Genomic DNA, 22,110 nt, shown 5'->3' on the forward strand with positions numbered 1-22,110 from the left:
CGGCCGGGGCAGGGACTGCTCAGCGCCCGCGAACGATGCGGCGCAGCTTGGTTACCCGTGGACCCACTTCACGCTCGTAGCCGTGGTCGGTCGGGCGGTAATACTCCGTGCCGACCAGCTCGTCGGGCGGATACTGCTGGGCGAGCACGCCGTCGGGGTGATCGTGCGGGTACTTGTAGCCTTGCGCGTTGCCCAGTTTCGCCGCGCCCGCGTAATGACCGTCGCGCAGGTGCGGCGGCACGGCACCGGCCTTGCCCGCACCGATGTCGGACAGCGCGGCGCCGATGGCCGCGGCGACCGCGCCCGATTTCGGGGCGGTGGCGACGTGGATCGTGGCGTGCGCGAGGGCCAGTTGCGCTTCCGGCATGCCGATCAGCTGCACCACCTGCGCCGCGGCGACGGCGGTCTGCAACGCGGTCGGGTCGGCCATGCCGACATCCTCGCTGGCCTGGATCATCAAGCGGCGGGCGATGAATCGCGGGTCCTCCCCCGCGCTGATCATCCGCGCCAGATAGTGCAGCGCGGCGTCGACGTCGGAACCGCGCAGCGATTTGATGAACGCGCTGATCACGTCGTAGTGCTGGTCGCCCGCCCGGTCGTAGCGCACGGCCGCCTTGTCGACGCTGGCCTCCACCAGGTCGACGTCGACCGTGCCGTCCAGCGAGGATTCCGCGGAGGCCTCCAGCGCGGTCAGCGAACGGCGGGCGTCGCCGCCGGCGATGCGGACGATATGGTCCAGGGCCTCGTCGGTCACGGTGTACTCACCGCCCAAGCCGCGCGGATCCTCGATGGCTCGCCTCAGCACGGCACGAATATCGCTGTCCGACAACGACTGCAATTGAAGTACCAGTGACCGTGACAGCAGCGGCGACACCACCGAGAAGGACGGGTTCTCCGTCGTCGCGCCGACCAGCAGCACCACCCGGTTCTCCACCGCGGCCAGCAGCGCGTCCTGCTGGGTCTTGGAGAAGCGGTGCACCTCGTCGATGAACAGCACCGTCTGCTCGCCCGCCAGCAGCCGCCGCCGCGCGAGGTCGATGACCGCGCGGACCTCCTTCACGCCCGCGGACAGCGCGGACAGCGCCTCGAAGCGCCGACCGGTGGCCTGCGAGATAAGCGAGGCGAGCGTGGTCTTCCCCGTCCCGGGCGGACCATAGAGCAGTACCGACGCCGCGCCCGATCCCTCGACCAGCCGCCGCAGCGGCGATCCCGGACCGAGCAGATGCTGCTGTCCCACGACCTCGTCGAGACTCGCCGGGCGCATCCGCACCGCCAGCGGAATGTGTTCGCCCGCGCCCCGGAACTCGACCGCGCTTCCGGTCGCGCGCTCCGCGCCCGGCGCGTCGAACAGGCCCTCGCTCACTCCTCCCCCTCACCGCACCTCGGTGGCGCCTCCCGAATCATCCGCGCCGCGTCCACGCTCTCGGACCGGCCGCACGAATGTCCGCTCATGCCGTGCCCTTGCCCGTGCCGAACACGTCGCCATCCGCGCAGTCACTTCGTCGCACAACCCGGCTCACAGGCCACCACGGTACTCACGGGGTCCGACAGATTCGCACGTACGCTCCACGACCGCGGCGAGGCTACCGCGCCCGCGCCGTGGGGAGTTATTCCTCCCAGTACTCCTCGAGCGTGGCCGAGACGTGCTCGGCGAAATCGCCCAGGGTGTCGTCGCCGGTGCAGCGGGCGTCCTCGGCGAGGGCGGCCCAGCGGTTGATCAGAGCGGCCGAGCGCGGGACGGACAGGCCGTGCTCGCGGGCGGCGGCGATGCGGGCGTGGTCGGCGGGCAGGAACCAGAAGGTGCTCAGCCACACCCAGATCAGGCGGGCCTCCAGGATCCGCTCCGCCAGCAGTTCGTCGTCGGCGAGGGCCGGCCACACGCCGACCACCTCCGAACGCCACGCCTCCACGATCTGGCGCGCCCGCTCGCGCGACAGCTCCATATCGCACAGGCAGCCGGGGAACGACACCAGCGCGTAGGCGATGTCCAGGGTGGCGTCGCGGAATCCGCCCCACTCGTAGTCGAGGAAGCGCGCGCCCTCCTCGTTCAGAATCACATTGTCGGGGCACAGGTCCGAGGGACTGAACGCGCGGAAGCGGCCCGCGGAGAACAGCCGGTTACCGCGCACGATGCGCTCGGCGATCTCGCCGGGCACCTCGATGCCGAACTCGCGGGCCAGCAATCCCGGCACCTCGCCGATGGCGGCCTCGGCCTGTTGCGCGATGCCGTCGATGCGATGCACCACGTCGACCCGGCGCAGCAACGCCACGAAATCCGGTTCACGGCCGACCGTCGCGGCATGCATGCGGCCCAGCGCCTGCGCGAACGCCATCAGCGAATTGCGCACGGAGGGCTCGGCGCCGGTCTGCAGCGCCGTCGTGAGCGACGTGTTCTCCCCGAGATCGCTGAGGATCAGCAGGCGCTCGGGCAGGTTGTGCGCCAACAGGTAGGCGCCGGGGCGATGTTCGCTGCTCAGCGCGGTGGTGAACTGATAGGACACCGCCTCGCGGAGGAACGCCGAGTCGATGCTGGCCACGCCGGGCGCCAAGCCTCCGATGCGGCGCTCCTGCGCGGGGCCGCGGACCTGCTTCACGATCAAGGTCCGTGGAAGTGAAAAGGCGTTCTCCGCAACGCGCACGCGCAGCACCGTCGTCCTGCCACTTCCGCTGAGCTCGATCGGATCGCTCAGCTTTACCGGAGCACCCATTCGCTTTGTGAGCAACTGTTGTGCCGCGGACACGACTTCGGCGGCGCGTTCGGCCAATAGTGCGGTCATCGGCTCCCAAGTTACTCGCATCAGGTCACTTTCAGCGAGCGGTTCGGCAACCTTTCGCGCGTCGCTCGGCGTGTCACTGTGAAGCACTTGCCACCACTACTGGATTGTGGTCGGGCAGCATGGGACATCCGGACGGCCGTTGCTTGACACATTCTGACCCTTCCGGTTGTCTCGTCTCAACTGCTGTGCGCCACACCGAAACCCAGGTGATCCGAAAGGTCCCCCGCGATGAGCGACACTCCGCACCCAGGTCCGGCGCGCCGTGAGCCGGCGCCGTCCGGCGACACTCCGGCGGAGGGTGGGGCCGCGCACTCCGCATCGGATCCCGGATCTCGACATTCCGGACAAACGCCAAATCCCGACTCGCCGACCGGGACCGAGCACGGTCGTCACGAGACGCCCGCCGGGCCCGGCCGAGCACAGCCGGGCGCCGCGCAGTACGGCAGCGAACCGGTGGCGCCGCCACCGGTCGCGGGCGCCGTACCCGTGCCACCGCCCCCGAGTTCCGCACCGCAGCAACCGCCGGTTCCCGGCGGGCAGCCCACGTACGGCGCGGCGGTACCACCGCCCCCGACCGCGCCGCAGGGCGAGTACGCGCCCGGATCGCCGCCGGGCCCGACCTACGGCCCACCGGGATCGGCTCCGCCCCAAGGAGATTGGGATACGTCCGCACAGCAGTACGGCGGGCCGCCGCCGGGCTATCCGCAGCAGCCGGGCGTCGCCCCCGCGCTGCCGCCGCTCGCGCTGAGTGTGCCCGATGCCCTCGGTTACGGCTGGAACCGGTTCCGCGCCAACCCGATTCCGTGGATCGCCGTGACCCTGGTCGGTTTCGTCGCCTACCTGGCGGTCACCGTGGTGATCAATGTCGGCAACGTGAACTCGCTGCTGTCGCTGCTGCTGATCTTCCTCGTGGTGTCGGTGGTGGTGTGGCTGTTGCAGGCGGCCATGATTCGCGGCGCGCTGTACGAAACCGACGGCACGCCACCGGATTTCCAGGCCTTCTTCGGCTTCGTCAACGCGGGCAACGTGCTGCTGACCGCGCTGCTGGTCTTCGTCGCGGCGTGGATCGGGGCGATCCTGTGCGTGTTCCCCGCGCTGATCATCGGCTTCCTGTGCATGTTCTCGCTGCACTTCGTGATCGATCGGGACATGGGCCCGGTCGCGGCGATCAAGTCCAGCGTCCAGCTGGTGGTGACGAACGTGGGGACGACGCTGCTGCTGGCGGTGACCGTCGCCCTGCTCACCTTCGTGTCCGCACTGCTGTGCGGGATTCCGCTGCTGATCGTCGGCCCCGTGACCGCGATCGCGCTGACCTACGCCTACCGCGTACTCGTCGGCGGCCTCGTCACCCCCTGAGCCGCCGGTCGCCACCACCGCTTGGCCCGCTCGATCGGCCCGCCCTCACTGCCGTGGCTGGGGCGCAGCCACAGCACCAGCACGCCCGCGGCGACGATGCCGACCATGTTCACGCCGAGCTGTCCGATGGACTCCCCGGCCTTGTCCCACTGCCCCAGAGTGGCCGCCACCGCGGCGAAACCGGCGGCCGGGATGGTCGTGACGGAGATGAACACGCCGACCAGCGCCGCGGACTTCGAGGTCACCAGCGACAGCATGCCCGCCGCCCCCGCCAGCAACGCGACCACCAGGGAGAACGGCCCGACCTCGTAGATGAAGTCGACGTTGTGCAGATCGTCGATGCGCTCCAGCGTGATCCAGCCCAGCCGCTCCCACAGCAGCGACACCACCACGGCGATCCCCATCGCCACCGGGAAACCGATCAGCAGCGCCAGCGCCGACCGCCGGGCGAGCCGGAAGTTCCTGCGCACCAACGCCACCGCGACCGCGGCCAGCGGGCCGAACTCCGGCCCCACCACCATCGCGCCGACGACCGTGACCGGTGAGTCGGTTGCCACTCCGACCACGGCCAGCAGGCAGGAGATGGTCATGAAGCCGAGGAAGGTCGGGCTGAGGGTGGACTCCTCGTGGGTCTGCGCGACCAGTTCCTCCCACACCACCGCGTCCGAGGGGTCGCCGGGCGCCGCCTCCACCGCCCGCTCGGCGGCGTCGGACAGCGCGGTGTCGACCGGATCGAGCATGATGCCGCCGGTTTCCTTGATGCCCAGCGCCGACAGCGCCGCGAGCACGTCGTTGGCGGACTCGCGCGCGACGTCGGCCTCCACGACGTCACCGGCCGGCGCCACCGCCGCGCCGCGCTGCAGCGTGACGAGCGTGGCGCCGGGCTCGGCCCGCAGCGACTCCAGCACGGCGTCGGTTCTGTCGGGAGGGCAGATCACCCGGACGTGCAACACCGTAACCCCTTGTGGTGAGCGGTTTCCGGCATCGGGCGATGCCGCCGACGCAGACTATCGGCTCCGGCTGCCCGATGCCCGCTCAGGCGCGGTCACTCGCTGATCGGGTTGCCGTTCTCGTCGAGCACCACGTCCAGGCCCGCCTCCTTGCGCTGCTGCGCGGTGATCGGGGCCGGGGCGTCGGTCAGCGGGTCGACCCCGCCACCGGACTTCGGGAACGCGATGACGTCACGGATCGAGTCGACGCCCGCGAGCAGCGCCGTGATGCGGTCCCAGCCGAAGGCGATGCCGCCGTGCGGCGGGGCGCCGTAGGCGAAGGCGTCCAGCAGGAAGCCGAACTTCTCCTGCGCCTCGTCGTGCCCGATGCCCATCACGTCGAACACTCGCTCCTGCACGTCGCGACGGTGGATGCGGATGCTGCCGCCGCCGATCTCGTGACCGTTGCAGACGATGTCGTAGGCGTAGGCCAGCGCCGCGCCCGGATCGGTGTCGAAGGTGTCCATCGACTCCGGCTTGGGCGAGGTGAAGGCGTGGTGCACCGCGGTCCAAGCCGAATGGCCCAGGGCCACATCGCCGCTCGCGGTGGCGTCGGCGGCCGGCTCGAACATCGGCGCGTCCACGATCCACACGAACGCCCAGGCGTCCTCGTCGATCAGGCCGCAGCGGCGCGCGATCTCGCCGCGCGCCGCGCCCAGCAGCGCCCGCTGCGCCCTGGGCTCACCGGCGGCGAAGAAGACGCAGTCGCCCGGCTCGGCGCCGACGTGCTTGGCCAGACCCTCGCGCTCGGCCTCGCTGAGGTTCTTCGCGACGGGTCCGCCGAGGGTGCCGTCCTCGCCGATCAGCACGTAAGCCAGGCCGCGGGCGCCGCGCTGCTTGGCCCAGTCCTGCCAGGCGTCGAGCTGGCGCCGCGGCTGGCTCGCGCCGCCCGGCATCACCACCGCGCCGACGTAGGGCGCCTGGAAGACGCGGAACGGCGTGTCCGCGAAGTACTCCGCGCATTCGGTGATCTCGATACCGAAGCGCAGGTCCGGCTTGTCCGAACCGTAGCGGCGCATGGACTCGGCGTAGGTCAGGTGCGGGATCGGGGTCGGGATGTCGTAGCCGACCAGCTTCCACAGCGCCACCAGGATGTCCTCGGCCAGCAGGATCACGTCCTCCTGGGTCACGAAGCTCATCTCGACGTCGAGCTGCGTGAACTCGGGCTGGCGGTCGGCGCGGAAGTCCTCGTCGCGGTAGCAGCGCGCGATCTGGTAGTAGCGTTCCACGCCCGAGGCCATGAGCAGCTGCTTGAACAGCTGCGGGCTCTGCGGCAGCGCGTAGAACTTGCCGGGCTGCAGGCGGGCCGGGACCACGAAGTCGCGCGCGCCCTCGGGGGTCGACCGCGTCATGGTCGGCGTCTCGACCTCGATGAACGCGTGCTGGTCGAGGACTTCGCGGGCGGCGGCGTTGGCCTTGGACCGCAGCCGGATGGCGTGCGCCGGGCCCTCGCGGCGCAGGTCGAGGTAGCGGTACTTGAGCCGGGTCTCCTCGCCGGGCTGCTCGTCGAGCTGGAACGGCAGCGGCGCGGACTCGTTGAGCACCACCAGCTCGGTCACGTTGACCTCGATGGCTCCGGTGGGCAGGTTCGCGTTCTCGCTGCCGTCCGGCCGCTGCTCGACCACGCCGGTGACCTGGACGCAGTACTCCGCGCGCAACCGGTGCGACTGCTCGGCGGGCTCACCCTCCCGGAACACCACCTGCGCCACGCCCGACGCATCGCGCAGATCGATGAAGATCACGCCACCGTGGTCTCGCCGCCGGGCCACCCAACCGGTGAGGGTGACGGTCAGACCGGCGTGCTCGCTTCGCAGCGAGCCGGCCAAGTGGGTGCGCAGCACGGGATTCCTTTCGACGGCTCGATGCACCGGTGCGTTGTGACCAGGTGCAGCCCCATGGTAGTTAGACACGTCCACCGACCGGAAACCGATATCCGCGCGGCCGTGTCAAGCTTGAGAACGCGACGCGCGCGACCACCAGCAGACACTGTGCGAGAGGCGACGAGGATGACCTTCAACGAAGGTATGCAGATCGATCCGGATCGGGTTTCCTCCGGCGGGCCCGGGATGGGCGGCAAGCTCGCGCTGGGGGGCGGCGCGGGCGGCATCGTGGTGCTGGTGCTGGCGCTGCTGTTCGGCGGTGATCCCGGGTCGCTGCTCGGGCAGTTCACCGGCGCGGGGAGCGACGCGTCGCAGCAGGGCTCCGCGAAGACGCCGGCGCACTGCAAGACCGGCGCCGACGCGAACAAGTACGTCGACTGCCGCGTGGTGCTGACCACGCAGAGCCTGGACGCGGTGTGGGGGACGCAGCTGCCGAAGCAGGCGGGCCGGAAGTACTCGCCGCCGAAGGTGACGCTGTTCACCGGCGGGGTCAATACCCGCTGCGGCCAGGCGACCAGCGCGGTCGGGCCGTTCTACTGCCCCGCCGACCGCACCGCCTACTTCGACACCAGCTTCTTCCAGGAGCTGGTCGACAAGTTCGGTTCCAGCGGCGGGCCGCTGGCCCAGGAATACGTGGTGGCGCACGAGGTGGGGCACCACATCCAGAACCTGCTCGGCGATTCCGGCCGGGCGCAACGGGATCCGAAGGGGCCGGAATCCGGTTCGGTGCGCCTGGAATTGCAGGCCGACTGCTACGCGGGCCTGTGGGCCAGCTACGCCGACAAGCAGCCCGCGCCCGGCAGCAACCAGCCGTTCCTGAAGCCGCTGTCCGACAGCGACATTCGCGATGCCCTGTCCGCGGCCGCGGCCGTCGGCGACGACCGCATTCAGAAGGCGGCCACCGGACGGGTCAACCCCGAGGGCTGGACCCACGGCTCCTCCGACCAGCGCCAGAAGTGGTTCCTCACCGGCTACCGCACCGGCCAGGTCCAAGCATGCGACACGTTCGCCGCACCCGACCTGAACAATCCCCCGAGCGGACGCTGACCCCGCGGGCGCTCGGGTTACGCCCGGCTCAGCCGACGGTCCAGGTTTCCTTGCCCGTGAGCAGTTCCTGAAGGGTGTTCTCCCCCACCGGTTTCCGTTCCCGGGCCGCGGTCAGCTGGGTGCGGACGCCGTCGTCGTAGGTGGGGCGGGTGACGCTGCGGAAGATGCCGATCGGGACGTGGGAGAGGTCCTGGGCCGAGAGGCGGGACAGGGCGTAGGCGTATTCGGGAGTGTCGGAGTAGGCGTCGTGGACCACGATGTCGGTCTCGGCGACTTCTGCCGCCGGTGCCACCGCGAGGCCGAAACCCTCACGCACCACCGCGAATTCGTTCTCGGCGCCGAACCGGATGGGCTGCCCGTGCCGCAGCCGGATCAGGTGGGATTCGGCGGTGTCGCGGCGCAGCGCGTCGAAGGAACCGTCGTTGAAGATCGGGCAGTCCTGCAGGATCTCCACGAACGAGGTGCCGCGATGCTCGGCGGCGGCGCGCAGCACCTCGGTCAGCCCGGCGCGGTCGGAGTCCAGCGCCCGCGCGGCGAACGTCGCCTCGGCGCCCAGCGCCACCGACAGCGTGTTGAACGGGTGGTCCACCGACCCCATCGGCGTCGACTTGGTGACCTTGCCGCTCTCCGACGTCGGCGAGTACTGGCCCTTGGTGAGCCCGTAGATCCTGTTGTTGAACAGCAGGATCGTCATGTTCACATTGCGGCGCAGCGCGTGGATCAGGTGGTTGCCGCCGATGGACAGCGCGTCGCCGTCACCGGTCACCACCCACACCGAGAGATCGGGCCTGGTGACGGCCAGCCCGGTGGCGATGGCGGGCGCGCGGCCGTGGATCGAGTGGATCCCGTAGGCGTCCAGGTAGTAGGGGAACCGGCTGGAGCAGCCGATGCCCGAGACGAACATCAGATTCTCGCGGCGCAAGCCCAGCTCCGCCAGGAACCCGCGCACTGTGGCGAGGATGACGTAGTCACCGCAGCCGGGGCACCAGCGCACCTCCTGATCGGAGGTGAAGTCCTTGGCCTTCTGCGGCCCGTCCGCACCGGGCACGCCGGACAGTCCGGTCAGGCCGAGATCGGCGCCGACGAGCGAGGTTTCGACGATGGTCATCACTTACCCCCAGTGCTGCAGTACGTGGCCCGCGCCCGCGCGGCGAAGGCCTTGTCGTGTTCCAGTTCCGCGATGGAGCCGTCGAGCGCGGCGTCGATGACGCCGACGAGTTCCTGTGCCGAGAACGCCGTACCGGCGACCTTCGTCCAGGGTTGCACGTCGACCAGGTAGCGAGCGCGCAGCAGCGTGGCCAGCTGCCCGCCGTTCATCTCCGGGCACACCACCCGGCGGTAGCGCCGCAGCACCTCGCCGGTGTTGGCGGGCAACGGGTTCAGATTGCGCAGATGCGCCTGCGCCACCGGCACGCCGCGGCGGCGGGCCCGCCGGCACGCCTCGCCGATCGGACCGTAGGAACTGCCCCAGCCGAGCAGCAGTAGTTCCGCCCGGCCGTCCGGGTCGTCGACCTCGAGGTCGGGCACCGTGATGCCGTCGATCTTGGCCTGCCGCAACCGGACCATCAGTTCGTGGTTGGCCGGATCGTAGGAGATGTTGCCGCTGCCGTCGGCCTTCTCCAAACCGCCGATGCGGTGCGCGCGCCCCGCCGTGCCCGGCACCGCGAGCGGCCGCGCCAAGGTCTCGGGATCGCGGGCGTACGGCTGGAACGACTCGGCCTCCCCCGCTTCGGGTTCGAAGCCGGGATCGATGGGCGCGAGATCCGCGACGTTCGGAATCGACCACGGTTCGGAGCCGTTGGCGATCGCGCCGTCGGAGAGCAGCAGCACCGGGGTGCGGTAGGTGAGCGCGATGCGCGCGGCCTCCACCGCGGCCGCGAAGCAGTCGGCGGGCGACCGCGGCGCCAGCACCGCGACCGGCGATTCGCCGTTGCGCCCGTACAACGCCTGCAACAGGTCGGCCTGCTCGGTCTTGGTCGGCAGCCCGGTGGACGGACCGCCGCGCTGCACATCGATGATCAGCAGCGGCAGCTCGGTCATCACGGCCAGGCCGATGGTCTCGCTCTTGAGCGCCAGACCCGGTCCCGAGGTGCTGGTGACACCCAGCGCACCGCCGAGCGAAGCGCCCAGTGCCGCACCGATACCCGCGATCTCGTCCTCGGCCTGAAAGGTGGTGACGCCGAAACTCTTGTGCTTGCTCAGCTCGTGCAGGATGTCGGAGGCGGGCGTGATCGGATACGTGCCCAGGAACACCTGCAGCCCCGACAGCTGCCCGGCCGTCACCAGTCCGTAGGCCAGCGCGGTGTTGCCGGTGATCTGCCGGTAGGTGCCCGGCGACAGGGTCGCGGGCGCCACGTCGTAGGTGGTGGCGAAGGCCTCGGTGGTCTCGCCGTAGTTCCAGCCCGCCCGGAAGGCGAGGATGTTGGCCTCGGCGATCTCGGGCTTGGCGGCGAACTTCTCCCGCATGAACTGCTCGGTGCCGCCGATCGGCCGCCCGTACATCCACGACAGCAGCCCGAGAGCGAACATGTTCTTGGCGCGCTGCGCGTCCTTCTTGCCGATACCGGTCGGTTCGGTGGCGGCCAGCGTCAGCGACGTCATCGCCACCCGGTGCACGACGAAATCGGACAGCGTGTCGTCGGCGAGCGGGTCGCCCGCGTAGCCGACCTTGGACAGGTTGCGCTTGGTGAACTCGTCGGTGTTGACGATGACGGTGGCCCCGCGCGCCAGCTCCTCCAGGTTGGCCTTCAGCGCGGCCGGATTCATCGCGACCAGCACGTCGGGCTGGTCGCCGGCGGTGAGGATGTCGTAGTCGGCGATCTGGATCTGGAACGACGAGACGCCCGGCAGCGTGCCCTGGGGCGCGCGGATCTCGGCGGGGAAATTGGGCATGGTGGCAAGGTCGTTGCCGAACGCGGCCGCCTCGTGGGTGAAGCGGTCCCCGGTCAGCTGCATGCCGTCGCCGGAGTCGCCGGCGAAGCGGATGACGACCTTCTCGAGCTTCTCGGGCGCCGCCCGGCCGGAGCCGCCCGCGGCGGCAGGCGCAGCCAATTGCTCTGCGGCAGTGTCACTTCGACGTATTTCGTCAGCCATACGCCCGCATCACTTCCTCGTCGTTATGAGGTATCACTGGCCAAGTTACTCCCCCGCACCCCGGACACACCCGAGTTATGTGCGGTCCAACATGATTCGGCAGAGCCAACCGGTAGTGCGTCAGGCGAACAGCGCCAGCTGCGGATCGGGCCGCGCGGCCGGGTCCGACCGAGGTACAACGTCCGGCGACCGGTCGCGGTTCAACCCGTGTCGCGCGAGCATCAGCTCGACCCGGCCGCGTAGCCACGCAGAATACTCCGGTGTGACGTACGCCCCACGACGGTACAGCTGCCGGTAGCGTCGCAACAGCGCCGGGTGGTGGGTGGCGAGCCATTCCAGGAACCAGCCGCGGGTACTGCCGCGCAGATGCATCGGGAACGCGACCGCGTTCGCCGCCCCGGCCGCCGCGATCTCGCCGAACAGCGCGTCGAGGTGGGCGCTGCCGTCGGTCAGGCACGGGATCACGGGGGCGACCATGACGTGCACCGGGAAACCGGCCTCGGTCAGCGCCCGGATGAGATCGAGCCGGGCGCGCGGCGACGGCGTCCCCGATTCCAGGCCGTGATGCAGGTCCGGGTCGAGAATCGCGAGTGAGACCGCGACGCTCACCGGCACCGCGCGCGCCGCCTGGGTGAGCAGTGGCAGATCCCGGCGCAGCAGCGTGCCCTTGGTGAGGATGGAAAACGGGGTGCCCGACTCGGCCAGCGCGCCGATGATGCCGGGCATCAGCCGGTAGCGGCCCTCGGCGCGCTGGTACGGATCGGTATTCGTGCCCAGCGCCACGCCGTCGCGCTGCCACGAGCGCCGGCGCAGCTCGCGCCGCAGCACCGCGACGATATTCGTCTTCACCACGATCTGGCTGTCGAAATCGCGGCCCGCGTCCAGCTCCAGATATTCGTGGCTGCCGCGCGCGAAGCAGTACCGGCAGGCGTGCGAGCAGCCGCGCATCGGGTTGATCGTCCAGTCGAACGGCAACCCGGAGCCCGCCGGCATCTTGTTCAGCGCGCTCTTGCACAGCACCTCGTGGAAGGTGACCCCCTCGAACTCGGGCGTGCGGACGGTGCGCACGAAACCAGCGCGCTCGAGGCCGGGGAGCGCCCCGTCATCGGCATCGAGAGTCTGGTTCTGCCATCGCACCCGTCCAGTCGAACATCTGTTCTAACGACTGTCAAGCAATGCTGCGCGCTTCCGGACGCGGCGACGCACCCTGGTAGAAGGCGATCAGGTCGCGCACCGTCTCCTGCGCCGGGCGCGGCCGGTAACCGAGTTCGTCCTTCGCCCGGCCGCCGTCCACCACCGGCGCGGACAGCAGCGCGCCCATCGCCGCCTTCGAGATCCGGTCGCTGCCGAACAGCTTGGCCGCCGGTTCCAGCACGGGCAGCACGGCCGAGATCACCTTGGGCGGGATCGCGAACGACGGCCCGCGCTTGCCGTTGACGGCCGCGGCCATCCGGCTCACCTCGAGCATCGTCAGCATGGATCCGGTCAGCAGATAGTTCTGACCGGTCCGGCCACGCTCGCCGGCCAGGATCAGCCCGGCCGCCACGTCACGCACGTCGACCAGGTCGAATCCGCCGCCGATCATCACCGGCACCCGCCCGCGCGCGCAGTCCCACAGGGTGGTGTTGATCCGGGAGTCGGAGTGGTCGATCGGGCCGTAGACGCCGGTCGGATTGCAGATCACCGCGTCCAGTCCGGCATCGATGACCTTGCGCAGCTCGATCTCGCCCTGCCATTTGGAACGGTCGTAGACCGGCAGATCCGGTTCGACCGAACGCGGCGAGTTCTCATCGATGCGGCCACCGCAGGTGTACTGGTTGAAGGCGTGAATGGAGCTGGCGTGCACCATCCGCCGCGCCCCGACCGCGCGAGCGGCCTCGGCGACCACCCGCACGCCCTCGGTGTTCACCCGCCATGCCAGGTCGTTACGGTGCGCGAGGGTGATCACCGCGACCAGGTGATACACGATTTCGGCCCCGTCGAGCGCCGACCGCATCGACTCGGGATCGAGCACGTCGCCGGTCACCCAGGTGACGCCGGGCTCCGGCGCACCCGCCGGCCGGACCCGATCAATGGCGGTGACCTGGTGACCGCCGTCCACCAGCTGGTGGAGCAGGTTCGTACCGAGGAAGCCGGCTGCGCCGGTGACTGCGACCTTCATGGCACCGAGGATATAGAACCCGTTCTAATTTGCAACAAGTTCTAGTTTGTTCCATTCCGTCCCGGTCGCGGCTCGCGTCGGCTCGAAACCTGTCCTGCTGGTCGGCTATATTGAGGACCGGACCTCGCCGGTCACGCGCCGGGGGGCACAGCAGTAGACGAGCACCGACGTTCACGACAAGCTGATGATCATGATGATTGGGGGGCAGATTCGATGACGGAGGATCTCTCTGTCGAGACCGACGCGGTCCGCGCGTTCGCCGCGACACACGAGGGCGTTGCCGGCCAGATCGCCGCCGCGGGGAATATGGACGCGGTGAGCCACGTGGCCGCCATGACACCGGTGTTCGGCGTCATCGGCGCCGACTATCTGGCCATGTTCGCCGCCGCGCAGGTCCTGCACTGCAAAGACGTGAACGAGCTGTCGGACAAGTGTAATCACCTGGGGCAGTCGGCCTTCGGCACGGCCGCGATCTTCGACGACACCGATTCGGCCTGGTCCAGCACCCTCGGCGCGCTCGGCAACCAGATCGGAGGCTGACCGTGCGCACACTCGATGGACACGACAGCGGCGTGATCGACGCGCCCACCGCCGCCCCGGCCGCGCCCGCGTCCCCGGTCGAGCCCCTGCTGGCGCCGGCGGCTCAGCAGGGCCCCATCCAGGACGTGCCGCTGGGCCAGCTGCCCGCCGACGTCCCGCCGCCCGAGCCGCCCGCATTCATGCCGTCCCGCAAGGAATTCGAGGACGGCGGCCTGCCGACGGTCGGCGCTCCCCACGCGCCGGCGCTGGGCGGCGGCGCGCCGGACGGCTCGGCGATCCAGCCCGCCGGGTTCGCCGATCCCTCCTCGCCCCTGCTCGGCGCCGCGCACGGCACGATCGACAACGCGGGAGCGGCGCTCGGCGCCGATTCCCAGGGCCTGCTCGCGGGCGCGCACGATGCCGTGAACACCGCCGCCGGCGGGCTCGGTGGCGCCGCGTCAGCGGTGCAGCAGGCGGCGACGCCCGCGGTCGCCGCCGCGGCCGCACCGAGCGCCGCGCTGCCCGCGGATCCCGCCGCGGCGTTGATGAGTGGCGCCGCGCTGCCCGCGCTCCCCGGTGTCGACCTGTTGTTCAAGCCTTTTCAGGATCTGCTGTCCTCCTTCGGCACCGGCGTCATGGGCGCGCTCAACCCGGCCACGCTGCTGAGCCAGTCCTCACAGGTCATCCAGAGCGCGATGCAGATCGGCCAGGGCGCACTCAAGAGCGTCGACCAGGTCTGGCAGGGGCAGGCCGCGCGCAACGCGCAGACCGCCGGCCAGCAGACCCAGGCCCATGGTGAGGACGCCGCCCAGCGCGGGTTCGACATCTCGAAGCTCACCGAGGAGGCCGCGGGCGTGGTACAGCGCGGCAACGTGCAGCTCACCGCCGTCGTCAATTCCCTTGCCGCACAAGCCTCGGCGCTGGCCCCGGTCATCTTCACCCCGCCCGCGCAGGCCACCCTGATCGGCATCGCCACCGAGCATCTCGGCCAGGCCGTCACCATCGTCAACGCCACCCGCGGCGAGCTGGCCGGATACACCGGGCAGCTCTCCGGTGTCGTGCAGCAGGTTCTGGGCACCGGCGGCGGCCCGAATCCGGCCGAGGTCGCGCAGTCGGTGGCACAGAACATCGGCCAGCCGATCATGGAACAGGCCCAGCAGCTGGTCTCGGGCACCGGCGCCGACACCATGGCCGCGGGCTTCGGCGATTCGGCCACCGGCGCAGGCTCGGCCTCGACGCACGCCTCGTCCTTCGGCGGCAACGGCGCGCACGCCGGTTCGGGCAGCGGCGGATTCGGTAGCGGCGCAGGCGGTGCGGTCGGCGGCCTAGGGGCGGTCGCGGGCTCCAAGCCCGGCGTACCGGGCGCGTCGACGCCCGGCGCCGCGCGTCCGGGCGGGATTCCCGGCCTGCCGTTCGGTCCGGGGATGCCCGGCGCCACCGGTCAGGGCATGGGCTCCGGTTTCATGGGCGCTCCCGCCGCCGCGGCGGGCAACCGCAACAACGAGGACGAGCACGGCCGCACGGTGCAGCCGTACCAGAGCCCCACGGGCAACACCGATCTCACCGGGCCGCTGGGCGAGACCACGCCCGAGGTGATCGGCCAGACCCACCACGACGAGATCATCAACGACTACGAGATGGACCAGCTCTAGGCGCGGGCCTCACACGTCCAGCACGTGCGGCAGCCCGGCCCGGAAGCGGTCGGCGTCGAGTTTCTTGGCGGCATCGAACACCGGCAGCGCGACCAGCGGGAACACCGCGGCGCGCGGGCCGGGGTCGTCCGCCGCGTCGAGGACGGCATTGGCGGCCGCACGCCCGGACTCGTTGGCGCCCTCCATCGTCGCCAGATCGATATGGCTGCGCACGTGGTCCCCGCCGAAGAACAGGTTCGGGATCGCACACTGCGCGGGCGGCCGATGGTCGTAGGAGCCGACCGTGTTCACCAGCAGCGGCGTCTCGTTGGCGGCGACGCCGCCGGACCAGCTGACACCCGGATCCAGATGCCAGGAGTGGATGTCGTCGTCGTGCAGCCAGTCCGTCGCGGTGTTTAGCCATGCCTTCAGCTGCGCCCATACCTCGGCCGAAATCTCCTCGGCCGTACAGTGTTTGGCGCTGCGGCCGTACAGAATGCCGGGCGCGTCCCAGTCGGAGATGTCCACGGACAGGCATTCCCGGACGCTGCCGTCGCCGTAGGTCGCCGCGAAGTCCCCGACCCACATCGGCGCCTGCCGTAGCGCGGTGAGCGCCCACGGTGAGCCGAGCGCGGCGATGTGTCCCTGCGGAATCTCGGTGGGCCGCCGCAGGAAGTACTGGATGCCGACCATCCAGTCGGTGAGCAGTTCCCGCATGCCGGCCAGTCGCGGGTCGGCCTCCAGGATCCGATCGTGCAGCAGCGGTACCGCCTTGTCCACGGGCATCGCGCAGATGTAGTGATCCGCCTCGACCCGGGTCGACGCGCCGCGGGAGTCGGTGACCGTCACCGACTCGATCCGCCCGCCGCCGAGGTGCAGTGCGCTCGCCCGGCTGCCCAGCACGAAACGGACGCCGAGCGACCGCAGATACGCCACCCACGGGTCGATCCACGCCTCATTGGTGGGCCGGTTCAGGATGCGGTCGACCCCGCCGGAGAACTGCGGTATCGCCCCGGTCGCCGCCAGGACGAGCGCCTCGCCGATGGTGCCGATGGTGCGGGCCGAACTCAGGTGCGGTTTGGCCGCCACCGTGATCCGGGTGAGCGCGTTGACCAGGTAATCCCGATACGCCGCGGACTTGCCCTCGGCGTGCATGATCTGCTCCCAGGTGACGTACTCCCACTGGCCGAACCGGCGTTCCTCGCTGGAGGTGAACCACAGCAACATCTGCTTGCCGAAGAACGCCAGCTCGTGCGGCGGCAGCTCGGGAACGAACCCGAACGCGCCGACAATGGTGTTCTGCAACAACTGTGGCGTCAGCTGATCGATCGATCCGATCTCCACCGGCGCGAAGATCGGCGGACGGCCGCGCAGGCCCGCCACCGTGCCCTCGACCCGGATCAGGTTGTCCAGCACGCCATTCGGGTTGCCGGGGAACGGGATTCGGCGCATGGTGTCGGGAACGTGCTGGTAGCACCCCGGGAAGAAGCGAAAACCGTGCTCGCCGGGCAGGTCTCGGCGGCCGCCCGCACCGGTCCCCGGAACTCCCATGCTGCGGGCCTTGCCACCGAGATACGCGGGTTCGTAGACGGTCACCCGGTAGGCGCGTTCGGCGAGTTCGTGCGCGGCCGACAGCCCGGCCATACCGCCGCCGAAGATCGCCACGGTGCGGCCGTCCGAGCGTGGCCCCGGCGAACGCCGTCGCGGCGCGGCCGCCGCGGCCGGACCGGACAGCGCCGGTGCGCACGCGAGTCCCGCTCCCGCGGCCAAGGTTCCGCGGAGCAGGGCGCGGCGGTTCATCTGTGCTGACGTCGTCGGCAGCTGATCAGTCATGGTCTTCTCCTGGACGGGCTGGGGTGGAGCGGAGGGAGAGCGGCGTAGGGGTCGCGAGCCGCGAAAGGTCTTGCAGCGGACCGGCACTCAGGGCGGTATGCGTGGTGAACCAGTCGGCGGCGTTGTCCCGCGCTTGGCGCGCCACGTCGGCGAGCACGGGCACGGGATCGTGGCGGCCTCGCCACAGCGCGCTCAGCACCAGGCGGGCGGAGCGGCCCGGGGCGTTGAGTTCGGCGGGCCGCCGGGTGCGGGAGAAGATTCCGGTGACCAGCTCGCTCAGCGCCGGGTCGCGGGTCGCGGCGCGGTACAGCTCGATCTCCAAGGGCCGCAGGGCCTCTCCGCGAGCCAGGCGATTGGTCCAGTGGTAGATGTCGCGGCATTCGCGCAGCCGCCGCCGCTCCCACTCGCTCAGCACCCGATCGAGGCGCGGGGCGTCGTCCAGGACCGGTGCGACCGCCTCGCCGAGCAGCCGCCCGTAGTGCAGGGCGTCGCGGATGCCCTGTGCGGTGACGGGATCCTTGAAATGCCCGGCGTCGCCGGGCAATACCCAGCCCGGTCCCGACGACCGCCGGAAGTAGGACGACAGGCCCGTCGCCGACCGCACCCGGCCCACCCGCTCGCACCCGGCCAGCCGCGCCGCGAGTTCGGGTATGCGCTCGATGGCCGCGGTGTAGCGCTGTTCGGCCGGGCCGGGTCGCCGTTCCGGGTCGGCCGGTGGCTGGACCAGGCACAGCAGCAGTCCGTCGTCGCACGGGAAGGCGGTGCCCAGATCCGAACCCGCGCGCCACTGGGCGGCGATGCGACGCCACCCGGTCGCGTCGTCGTGCCAATAGGCGAACAGGCAGTCGCGACCGCTGGGCGCCTCGGCGAACGGCCGCTCGGCGCCCACCAGCCGGGCCACGGTGCTGCGCCGGCCGTCGGCCCCGACGACGAGGCGGGCCCGGATCTCCGCGAGGGCCCCGGACGCGTCCGTGTACCGCACGCCCGCACACCGCTCGCCGTCCCAGACGATGTCGGTGACCCGGCATCGTTCGCGGATTTCGGCGCCCGCCGCGACGGCCGTGCGGACCAGGGCATCGTCCAGGCCGATCCGGCGTACGCACATCGCGTAGTCGATCCCGTCGACGGCCGGGAACGCCGTCGCGATGCGGTGCCCGGCGCCCCCGGCGTACGCCCGGGTCAGCCGTGGCGCGCCGAGGTCCGCCACCGCGCCGAGGGCGCCCAGCCGCCGGACCTCGGCGACCCCGGACGGCCAGAGCAGGTGCGTCGAGAGCGTGTCAGAAGGAAAGCGGGCGCTGTCCAGGGCGATCACCGTGCGCCCGGCCCGCGCGAGAGTGGCCGCGGTCGCTGCTCCGGCACAGCGGGCGCCGACCACGACCACGTCGGCCCGTTCCACCGCCGCAGCGGAAATGTCGCCCATACGTACCGCCTCGGCCACTCAGTCTCGGACAGTGTGTCCGATCGATAGTGCGGCGGTCGGCACCCGAAAGTCAACGCCTGATTCCGGGCGCGGGGCCGGGTGTCCGGGACAGCGCCCCGGCCCGCGAGCCGACGCGATTTCCGGGCGCGGGACGGGCACAATGGCCCCATGGCACGCGCGAACGGAAAACCGCCGGACGGTTCCGGCGCCGCGGCGACGGGCGGCCGATGCCGTCACTGACCCGAGTCCCGAGGCATGCGCGCAAGCCCACCGACGACCGCCGCGCCGAGTTCGAACAGCGGGTGCTCGTCGCGGTGGAGGAACTGCTCGCCGAGGGCACGCCGTACACCGAGATCGCCGTGCAGAAGATCGCCGCCGCCTCGAATTCGGCACGGTCGACGTTCTATCGCTACTTTCCCGACAAGAGCAGCTTACTGATCCGGATGGCCGACCTGGCCACCGCCGATCTGTTCGAAGCCGCGGAACTCTGGTGGACCACCGAGCACACCGACCGTCAGGCGGGCGTGGCGCGCGCGATCGGGGCGATGATCGCCGGGTTCCGGCGGCACCGCTACCTGCTGCTGGCCTTGAGCGAGGTCGCCGCCTACGACCGGGACGTCGGCGCCTACTGGCGCGGCCGGGTCGCGACGTTCAGCGAAATGGTCCGCGCCCGACTGGAATCCGATCGCGCCGCGGGCCGGGTGAGCGCGGATCTGGATGCCGCGGCCACGGCCGTCGTACTGACCTCGATGGTGGAGCGCTCGATCACGGTGGCGTTCTCGGCCGATACCGGCATCGGCGATACGGAGCTGGCCCGGGCGCTGGGGCGGGCGATCTGGTTGGTCGTGTACGGCGATTCGCCCGACGCGGGCTGACGCGCGCCCAGTCAGTAGAACACGTTTCATAACAGCGAGAGACGACGAAGGCCGACAGTCCGCGGCCCTCAACCTCCACCCCACTGCACAGTCGTCGACATACCGCCTCTGCCAGCGAAATACGCTCCCGAGCGGAAGGCATCGGCCGATCCCCTGACAGCCCCGTTCGGTCCGGGCTACCATCTCGGCTAAATTGGAATTCGTTCTAGTTCTGAGCCGAGAGGATGCCTCGATGCGCTTCACCTATGCGGAGGCGATGACCGATCCCGCGTATTACATCCCGCTGGCGCAGGCTGCGGAGGCCGCCGGATTCCACGGCATGTCGATCGCCGACAGCATCGCGTATCCGGCGGAATCGGATTCGACCTACCCGTACACCCCCGACGGGTCGCGGGAGTTCCTCGACGGCAAGCCCTTCATCGAGACCTTCGTCCTGTCCGCGGCGCTCGCGGCTGCGACCACGACGCTGCGGTTCAACCCCTTCGTGATCAAGTTGCCGATCCGCCCGCCGGTACTGGTCGCGAAGCAGGCCGCCTCGCTGGCGTATCTCAGCAACAACCGGTTCGTGCTCGGCGTGGGAATCAGCCCGTGGCCGGAGGACTTCGAGATCATGGGCGTGCCGTTCGAGCGGCGCGGCAAGCGCATGGACGAGTGCATCGAGGTCGTGCGCGGCCTGTGCACCGGCGAGTACTTCGAATACCACGGCGAGTTCTACGACATCCCCAAGATCAAGATCACCCCCGCCCCGACCGCACCCCTGCCGATCCTCGTCGGCGGCCACAGCGACGCCGCGCTGCGCCGCGCGGTCCGCCTGTGCGACGGCTGGATGCACGCCGGCGGCGACGCCGACGACCTCGACCGCATGCTCACCCGGCTCACCGAACTCCGCGCGCAGAGCGACCGCACCGGCCCGTTCGAAATCCACGTGGCCTCCCTCGACGCCTACACCCCCGACGGCATCAAGCGCCTCGAGGACAAGGGCGTCACCGACGTCATCGTCGGCTTTCGCTACCCCTACACCCCCGGCCCCGACACCGAACCCCTGGAAACCAAGATCTCCAACCTCCAGCGCTACGCGGAGTCCGTCATCGCCAAGTGCGACTGACCCGATCCAGCGAAGTTGTTGCGCTGCGGACTCATCCGGCGAACAGCGCCGACTCCGCGCTGAAACGTGTGCCGCTGCCGCACGCCGCGCAGTCGTCCAGACGTTGCAGGAGCACGCCGTACCAGCGCAGCACCGTCTGCTCATCGATCGTGACACCCAGCGGTTCGAGGTTCACGTGGGCGAATTCTCGTCTGTTGATCCACTGGTGAATCGGTGCGACCAGGTCGGCGGCGAGCGTGTTGAACGCCGGTGACGCCCCGTCGAGCAGTTCCAGCAACGCCAACTTGGTCATGTGCAGCGCGATGGGCACGATGTCGGCCGACAGTCCTGGTTGCGGGGCTGTCTGACGATCGGTGTAGGAGTAGCGGGCGGCATCGGTGGCGCTACTGACCTCGTTGTCGGCGGCGTGGGCGGGAAGCGACTGGACGAAGCACTGGTAGCATGGCGTGACTCCGGGCACCACCCGCTGGACGATGCCGCCGTACGCGCGGCGGTAGACACCGCCGAGCAACAGGGGCAGTTGCTCCTCCAGACAGAGCCGGTTGATCAGCAGTCTGCTCTCGCGATTGTCGGTGGCACAGACCACCAGGTCGGCCGAGATGTCCCGGATCAGGCCGCGCAGCGTGCCGAGCGTCGTCCCGTCGATGGTCAAGGTGCTGGTGTGCACGTCGGCGCGAGGGTTGCGATCGGCGACAAGGTCGCGCACGGCGTTGGTCTTCAGCCTCCCGACCTCCGACAGCCCGCATTCGTGGCGGGTGACGTTACCGACTTCCAGGCGATCGTTGTCGACGAGCAGAAACCGGCCGACACCGGTTTTGGCGAGTTCGCGCACAATGAAGCTGCCGCCCGAGCCCAATCCGAGCACCGCGACGGATTTGGCGGCCAGCACGTCGGTTTCGAGAGCGCTGTGGACTCGCTCGAAGCCCGTTCCGGCGTCCGCTACGGCCGCGGTGGTGTCGATCCGGTCCCCGGTATCGACGCGGCGGGCGAGCACGCCATGGTCCGAGGACCAGCAGAGCACGGGCGCTCCCGTCGCGGTCCGCTCCGGTTCGTGGGGAAAGACGAGCACGTCGTGTCCGCCGCGGCCGGTGACCGTCCCCAGGTCACCGTCGTCGCGCAGTTCCATGGCCAGCCCGATCGGGCGCTCGCCGATTCGCGCGACGGTATCGAGCGCCGCGGCGGTGAAGACGAGATGGCGCGGGCTCCGCTCAGTCACGACCGAACGCCTTCATATCTTCCGCATCCACCTGCGCGACCTGGTCGCCGACCGGTTCACCGACGGACCGGACCTCGAACTTGCCGGTCACCGGGTTGAGCACCATGCGCTTGCCGGCCGGTGGCGCGCCCTGTGCACGAGCCTGTTCCATGAACGCACGCAGGTCGTGGTGTTTATCGCTGGACATAGCGTCTCCTCTGCACTGTTG

18 protein-coding genes are annotated in these 22,110 nt (G+C 70.2%); 6 read left to right on the top strand and 12 right to left on the bottom strand.

The genetic code is table 11. The features are described 5' to 3' along the window. Positions 1-19 precede the first annotated feature (19 nt). Together ACFMRZ_RS07295 and ACFMRZ_RS07300 are read right to left on the bottom strand one after the other, a co-directional pair. Positions 20-1,363: a replication-associated recombination protein A gene (locus ACFMRZ_RS07295; protein ID WP_280366756.1), complete on the bottom strand. Its 1,344-nt coding sequence runs from the start codon at positions 1,361-1,363 to the stop codon at positions 20-22. A 244-nt stretch (positions 1,364-1,607) separates the two neighbouring features. After that, the gene (locus ACFMRZ_RS07300) at positions 1,608-2,777 is read right to left on the bottom strand and encodes a kinase (protein WP_280272894.1); all 1,170 of its coding nucleotides are present in this window, start codon (positions 2,775-2,777) and stop codon (positions 1,608-1,610) included. 228 nt (positions 2,778-3,005) lie between these two features. On the opposite strand from ACFMRZ_RS07300, the gene ACFMRZ_RS07305 reads away from it, so the two are divergent. Further along, entirely contained in the window at positions 3,006-4,133 is a 1,128-nt protein-coding gene (locus ACFMRZ_RS07305) for a hypothetical protein (protein ID WP_400178439.1), read from the top strand. Here ACFMRZ_RS07305 and ACFMRZ_RS07310 read toward each other — a convergent pair. Then, a complete protein-coding gene (locus ACFMRZ_RS07310; RefSeq protein WP_280366761.1) occupies positions 4,097-5,086 on the bottom strand; it encodes a DUF389 domain-containing protein in 990 nt (329 codons plus the stop codon). The genes ACFMRZ_RS07305 and ACFMRZ_RS07310 overlap by 37 nt on opposite strands. Positions 5,087-5,178: 92 nt before the next feature. After that, on the bottom strand, positions 5,179-6,963 hold the full coding sequence (aspS, locus tag ACFMRZ_RS07315) for an aspartate--tRNA ligase (RefSeq protein ID WP_280272897.1): 1,785 nt from the start codon (positions 6,961-6,963) through the stop codon (positions 5,179-5,181). A 165-nt stretch (positions 6,964-7,128) separates the two neighbouring features. On the opposite strand from aspS, the gene ACFMRZ_RS07320 reads away from it, so the two are divergent. Further along, positions 7,129-8,049, top strand: coding sequence for a neutral zinc metallopeptidase (locus ACFMRZ_RS07320; protein WP_400178440.1), 921 nt, complete (start codon positions 7,129-7,131; stop codon positions 8,047-8,049). Positions 8,050-8,077: 28 nt separating this feature from the next. Here ACFMRZ_RS07320 and ACFMRZ_RS07325 read toward each other — a convergent pair whose 3' ends face one another. The 4 genes from ACFMRZ_RS07325 to ACFMRZ_RS07340 form a co-directional block, all read right to left on the bottom strand. Further along, positions 8,078-9,157, bottom strand: coding sequence for a 2-oxoacid:ferredoxin oxidoreductase subunit beta (locus ACFMRZ_RS07325; protein WP_400178441.1), 1,080 nt, complete (start codon positions 9,155-9,157; stop codon positions 8,078-8,080). Then, positions 9,157-11,100: a 2-oxoacid:acceptor oxidoreductase subunit alpha gene (locus ACFMRZ_RS07330; protein WP_400178442.1), complete on the bottom strand. Its 1,944-nt coding sequence runs from the start codon at positions 11,098-11,100 to the stop codon at positions 9,157-9,159. Before ACFMRZ_RS07330 ends, ACFMRZ_RS07325 begins: the two co-directional genes overlap by 1 nt. A 162-nt stretch (positions 11,101-11,262) precedes the next feature. Further along, positions 11,263-12,279, bottom strand: coding sequence for an Rv2578c family radical SAM protein (locus ACFMRZ_RS07335; RefSeq protein WP_400178443.1), 1,017 nt, complete (start codon positions 12,277-12,279; stop codon positions 11,263-11,265). A gap of 31 nt (positions 12,280-12,310) precedes the next feature. Next, positions 12,311-13,303 carry an NAD-dependent epimerase/dehydratase family protein gene (locus ACFMRZ_RS07340; RefSeq protein WP_400178444.1) on the bottom strand — a complete coding sequence of 331 codons (993 nt, stop codon included), beginning with the start codon at positions 13,301-13,303 and terminating at the stop codon, positions 12,311-12,313. 213 nt (positions 13,304-13,516) lie between these two features. On the opposite strand from ACFMRZ_RS07340, the gene ACFMRZ_RS07345 reads away from it, so the two are divergent. Together ACFMRZ_RS07345 and ACFMRZ_RS07350 are read left to right on the top strand one after the other, a co-directional pair. After that, positions 13,517-13,843 (top strand): type VII secretion target, encoded by a 327-nt coding sequence (locus ACFMRZ_RS07345; protein ID WP_280272903.1) that lies wholly within the window; start codon positions 13,517-13,519, stop codon positions 13,841-13,843. A gap of 2 nt (positions 13,844-13,845) precedes the next feature. Then, complete coding sequence (locus tag ACFMRZ_RS07350; protein ID WP_400178445.1) at positions 13,846-15,474, top strand: hypothetical protein; 1,629 nt, start codon at positions 13,846-13,848, stop codon at positions 15,472-15,474. Between the two features lie 9 nt (positions 15,475-15,483). Here ACFMRZ_RS07350 and ACFMRZ_RS07355 read toward each other — a convergent pair whose 3' ends face one another. Together ACFMRZ_RS07355 and ACFMRZ_RS07360 are read right to left on the bottom strand one after the other, a co-directional pair. Beyond that, on the bottom strand, positions 15,484-17,286 hold the full coding sequence (locus ACFMRZ_RS07355) for an FAD-dependent oxidoreductase (protein WP_400178446.1): 1,803 nt from the start codon (positions 17,284-17,286) through the stop codon (positions 15,484-15,486). After that, a complete protein-coding gene (locus ACFMRZ_RS07360; protein ID WP_400178447.1) occupies positions 17,279-18,706 on the bottom strand; it encodes an NAD(P)/FAD-dependent oxidoreductase in 1,428 nt (475 codons plus the stop codon). The genes ACFMRZ_RS07355 and ACFMRZ_RS07360 overlap by 8 nt, the downstream gene beginning before the upstream one ends. 227 nt (positions 18,707-18,933) lie before the next feature. Here ACFMRZ_RS07360 and ACFMRZ_RS07365 point away from each other — a divergent pair, with 227 nt between their 5' ends. Together ACFMRZ_RS07365 and ACFMRZ_RS07370 are read left to right on the top strand one after the other, a co-directional pair. Next, a complete protein-coding gene (locus ACFMRZ_RS07365; protein ID WP_280274151.1) occupies positions 18,934-19,581 on the top strand; it encodes a TetR/AcrR family transcriptional regulator in 648 nt (215 codons plus the stop codon). A gap of 232 nt (positions 19,582-19,813) precedes the next feature. After that, positions 19,814-20,686 carry a TIGR03619 family F420-dependent LLM class oxidoreductase gene (locus ACFMRZ_RS07370; RefSeq protein ID WP_280274150.1) on the top strand — a complete coding sequence of 291 codons (873 nt, stop codon included), beginning with the start codon at positions 19,814-19,816 and terminating at the stop codon, positions 20,684-20,686. A 31-nt stretch (positions 20,687-20,717) separates the two neighbouring features. Here the strand turns inward: ACFMRZ_RS07370 and ACFMRZ_RS07375 are convergent, their stop codons facing one another. Both ACFMRZ_RS07375 and ACFMRZ_RS07380 read right to left on the bottom strand, forming a co-directional pair. Continuing rightward, positions 20,718-21,902, bottom strand: coding sequence for a HesA/MoeB/ThiF family protein (locus tag ACFMRZ_RS07375; RefSeq protein WP_400178448.1), 1,185 nt, complete (start codon positions 21,900-21,902; stop codon positions 20,718-20,720). Then, positions 21,895-22,089 carry a hypothetical protein gene (locus ACFMRZ_RS07380; protein ID WP_400178449.1) on the bottom strand — a complete coding sequence of 65 codons (195 nt, stop codon included), beginning with the start codon at positions 22,087-22,089 and terminating at the stop codon, positions 21,895-21,897. Before ACFMRZ_RS07380 ends, ACFMRZ_RS07375 begins: the two co-directional genes overlap by 8 nt. Positions 22,090-22,110 lie beyond the last annotated feature (21 nt).

Source organism: Nocardia sp. N2S4-5 (genome assembly GCF_044628355.1).
GTDB lineage: Bacteria > Actinomycetota > Actinomycetes > Mycobacteriales > Mycobacteriaceae > Nocardia > Nocardia wallacei_B.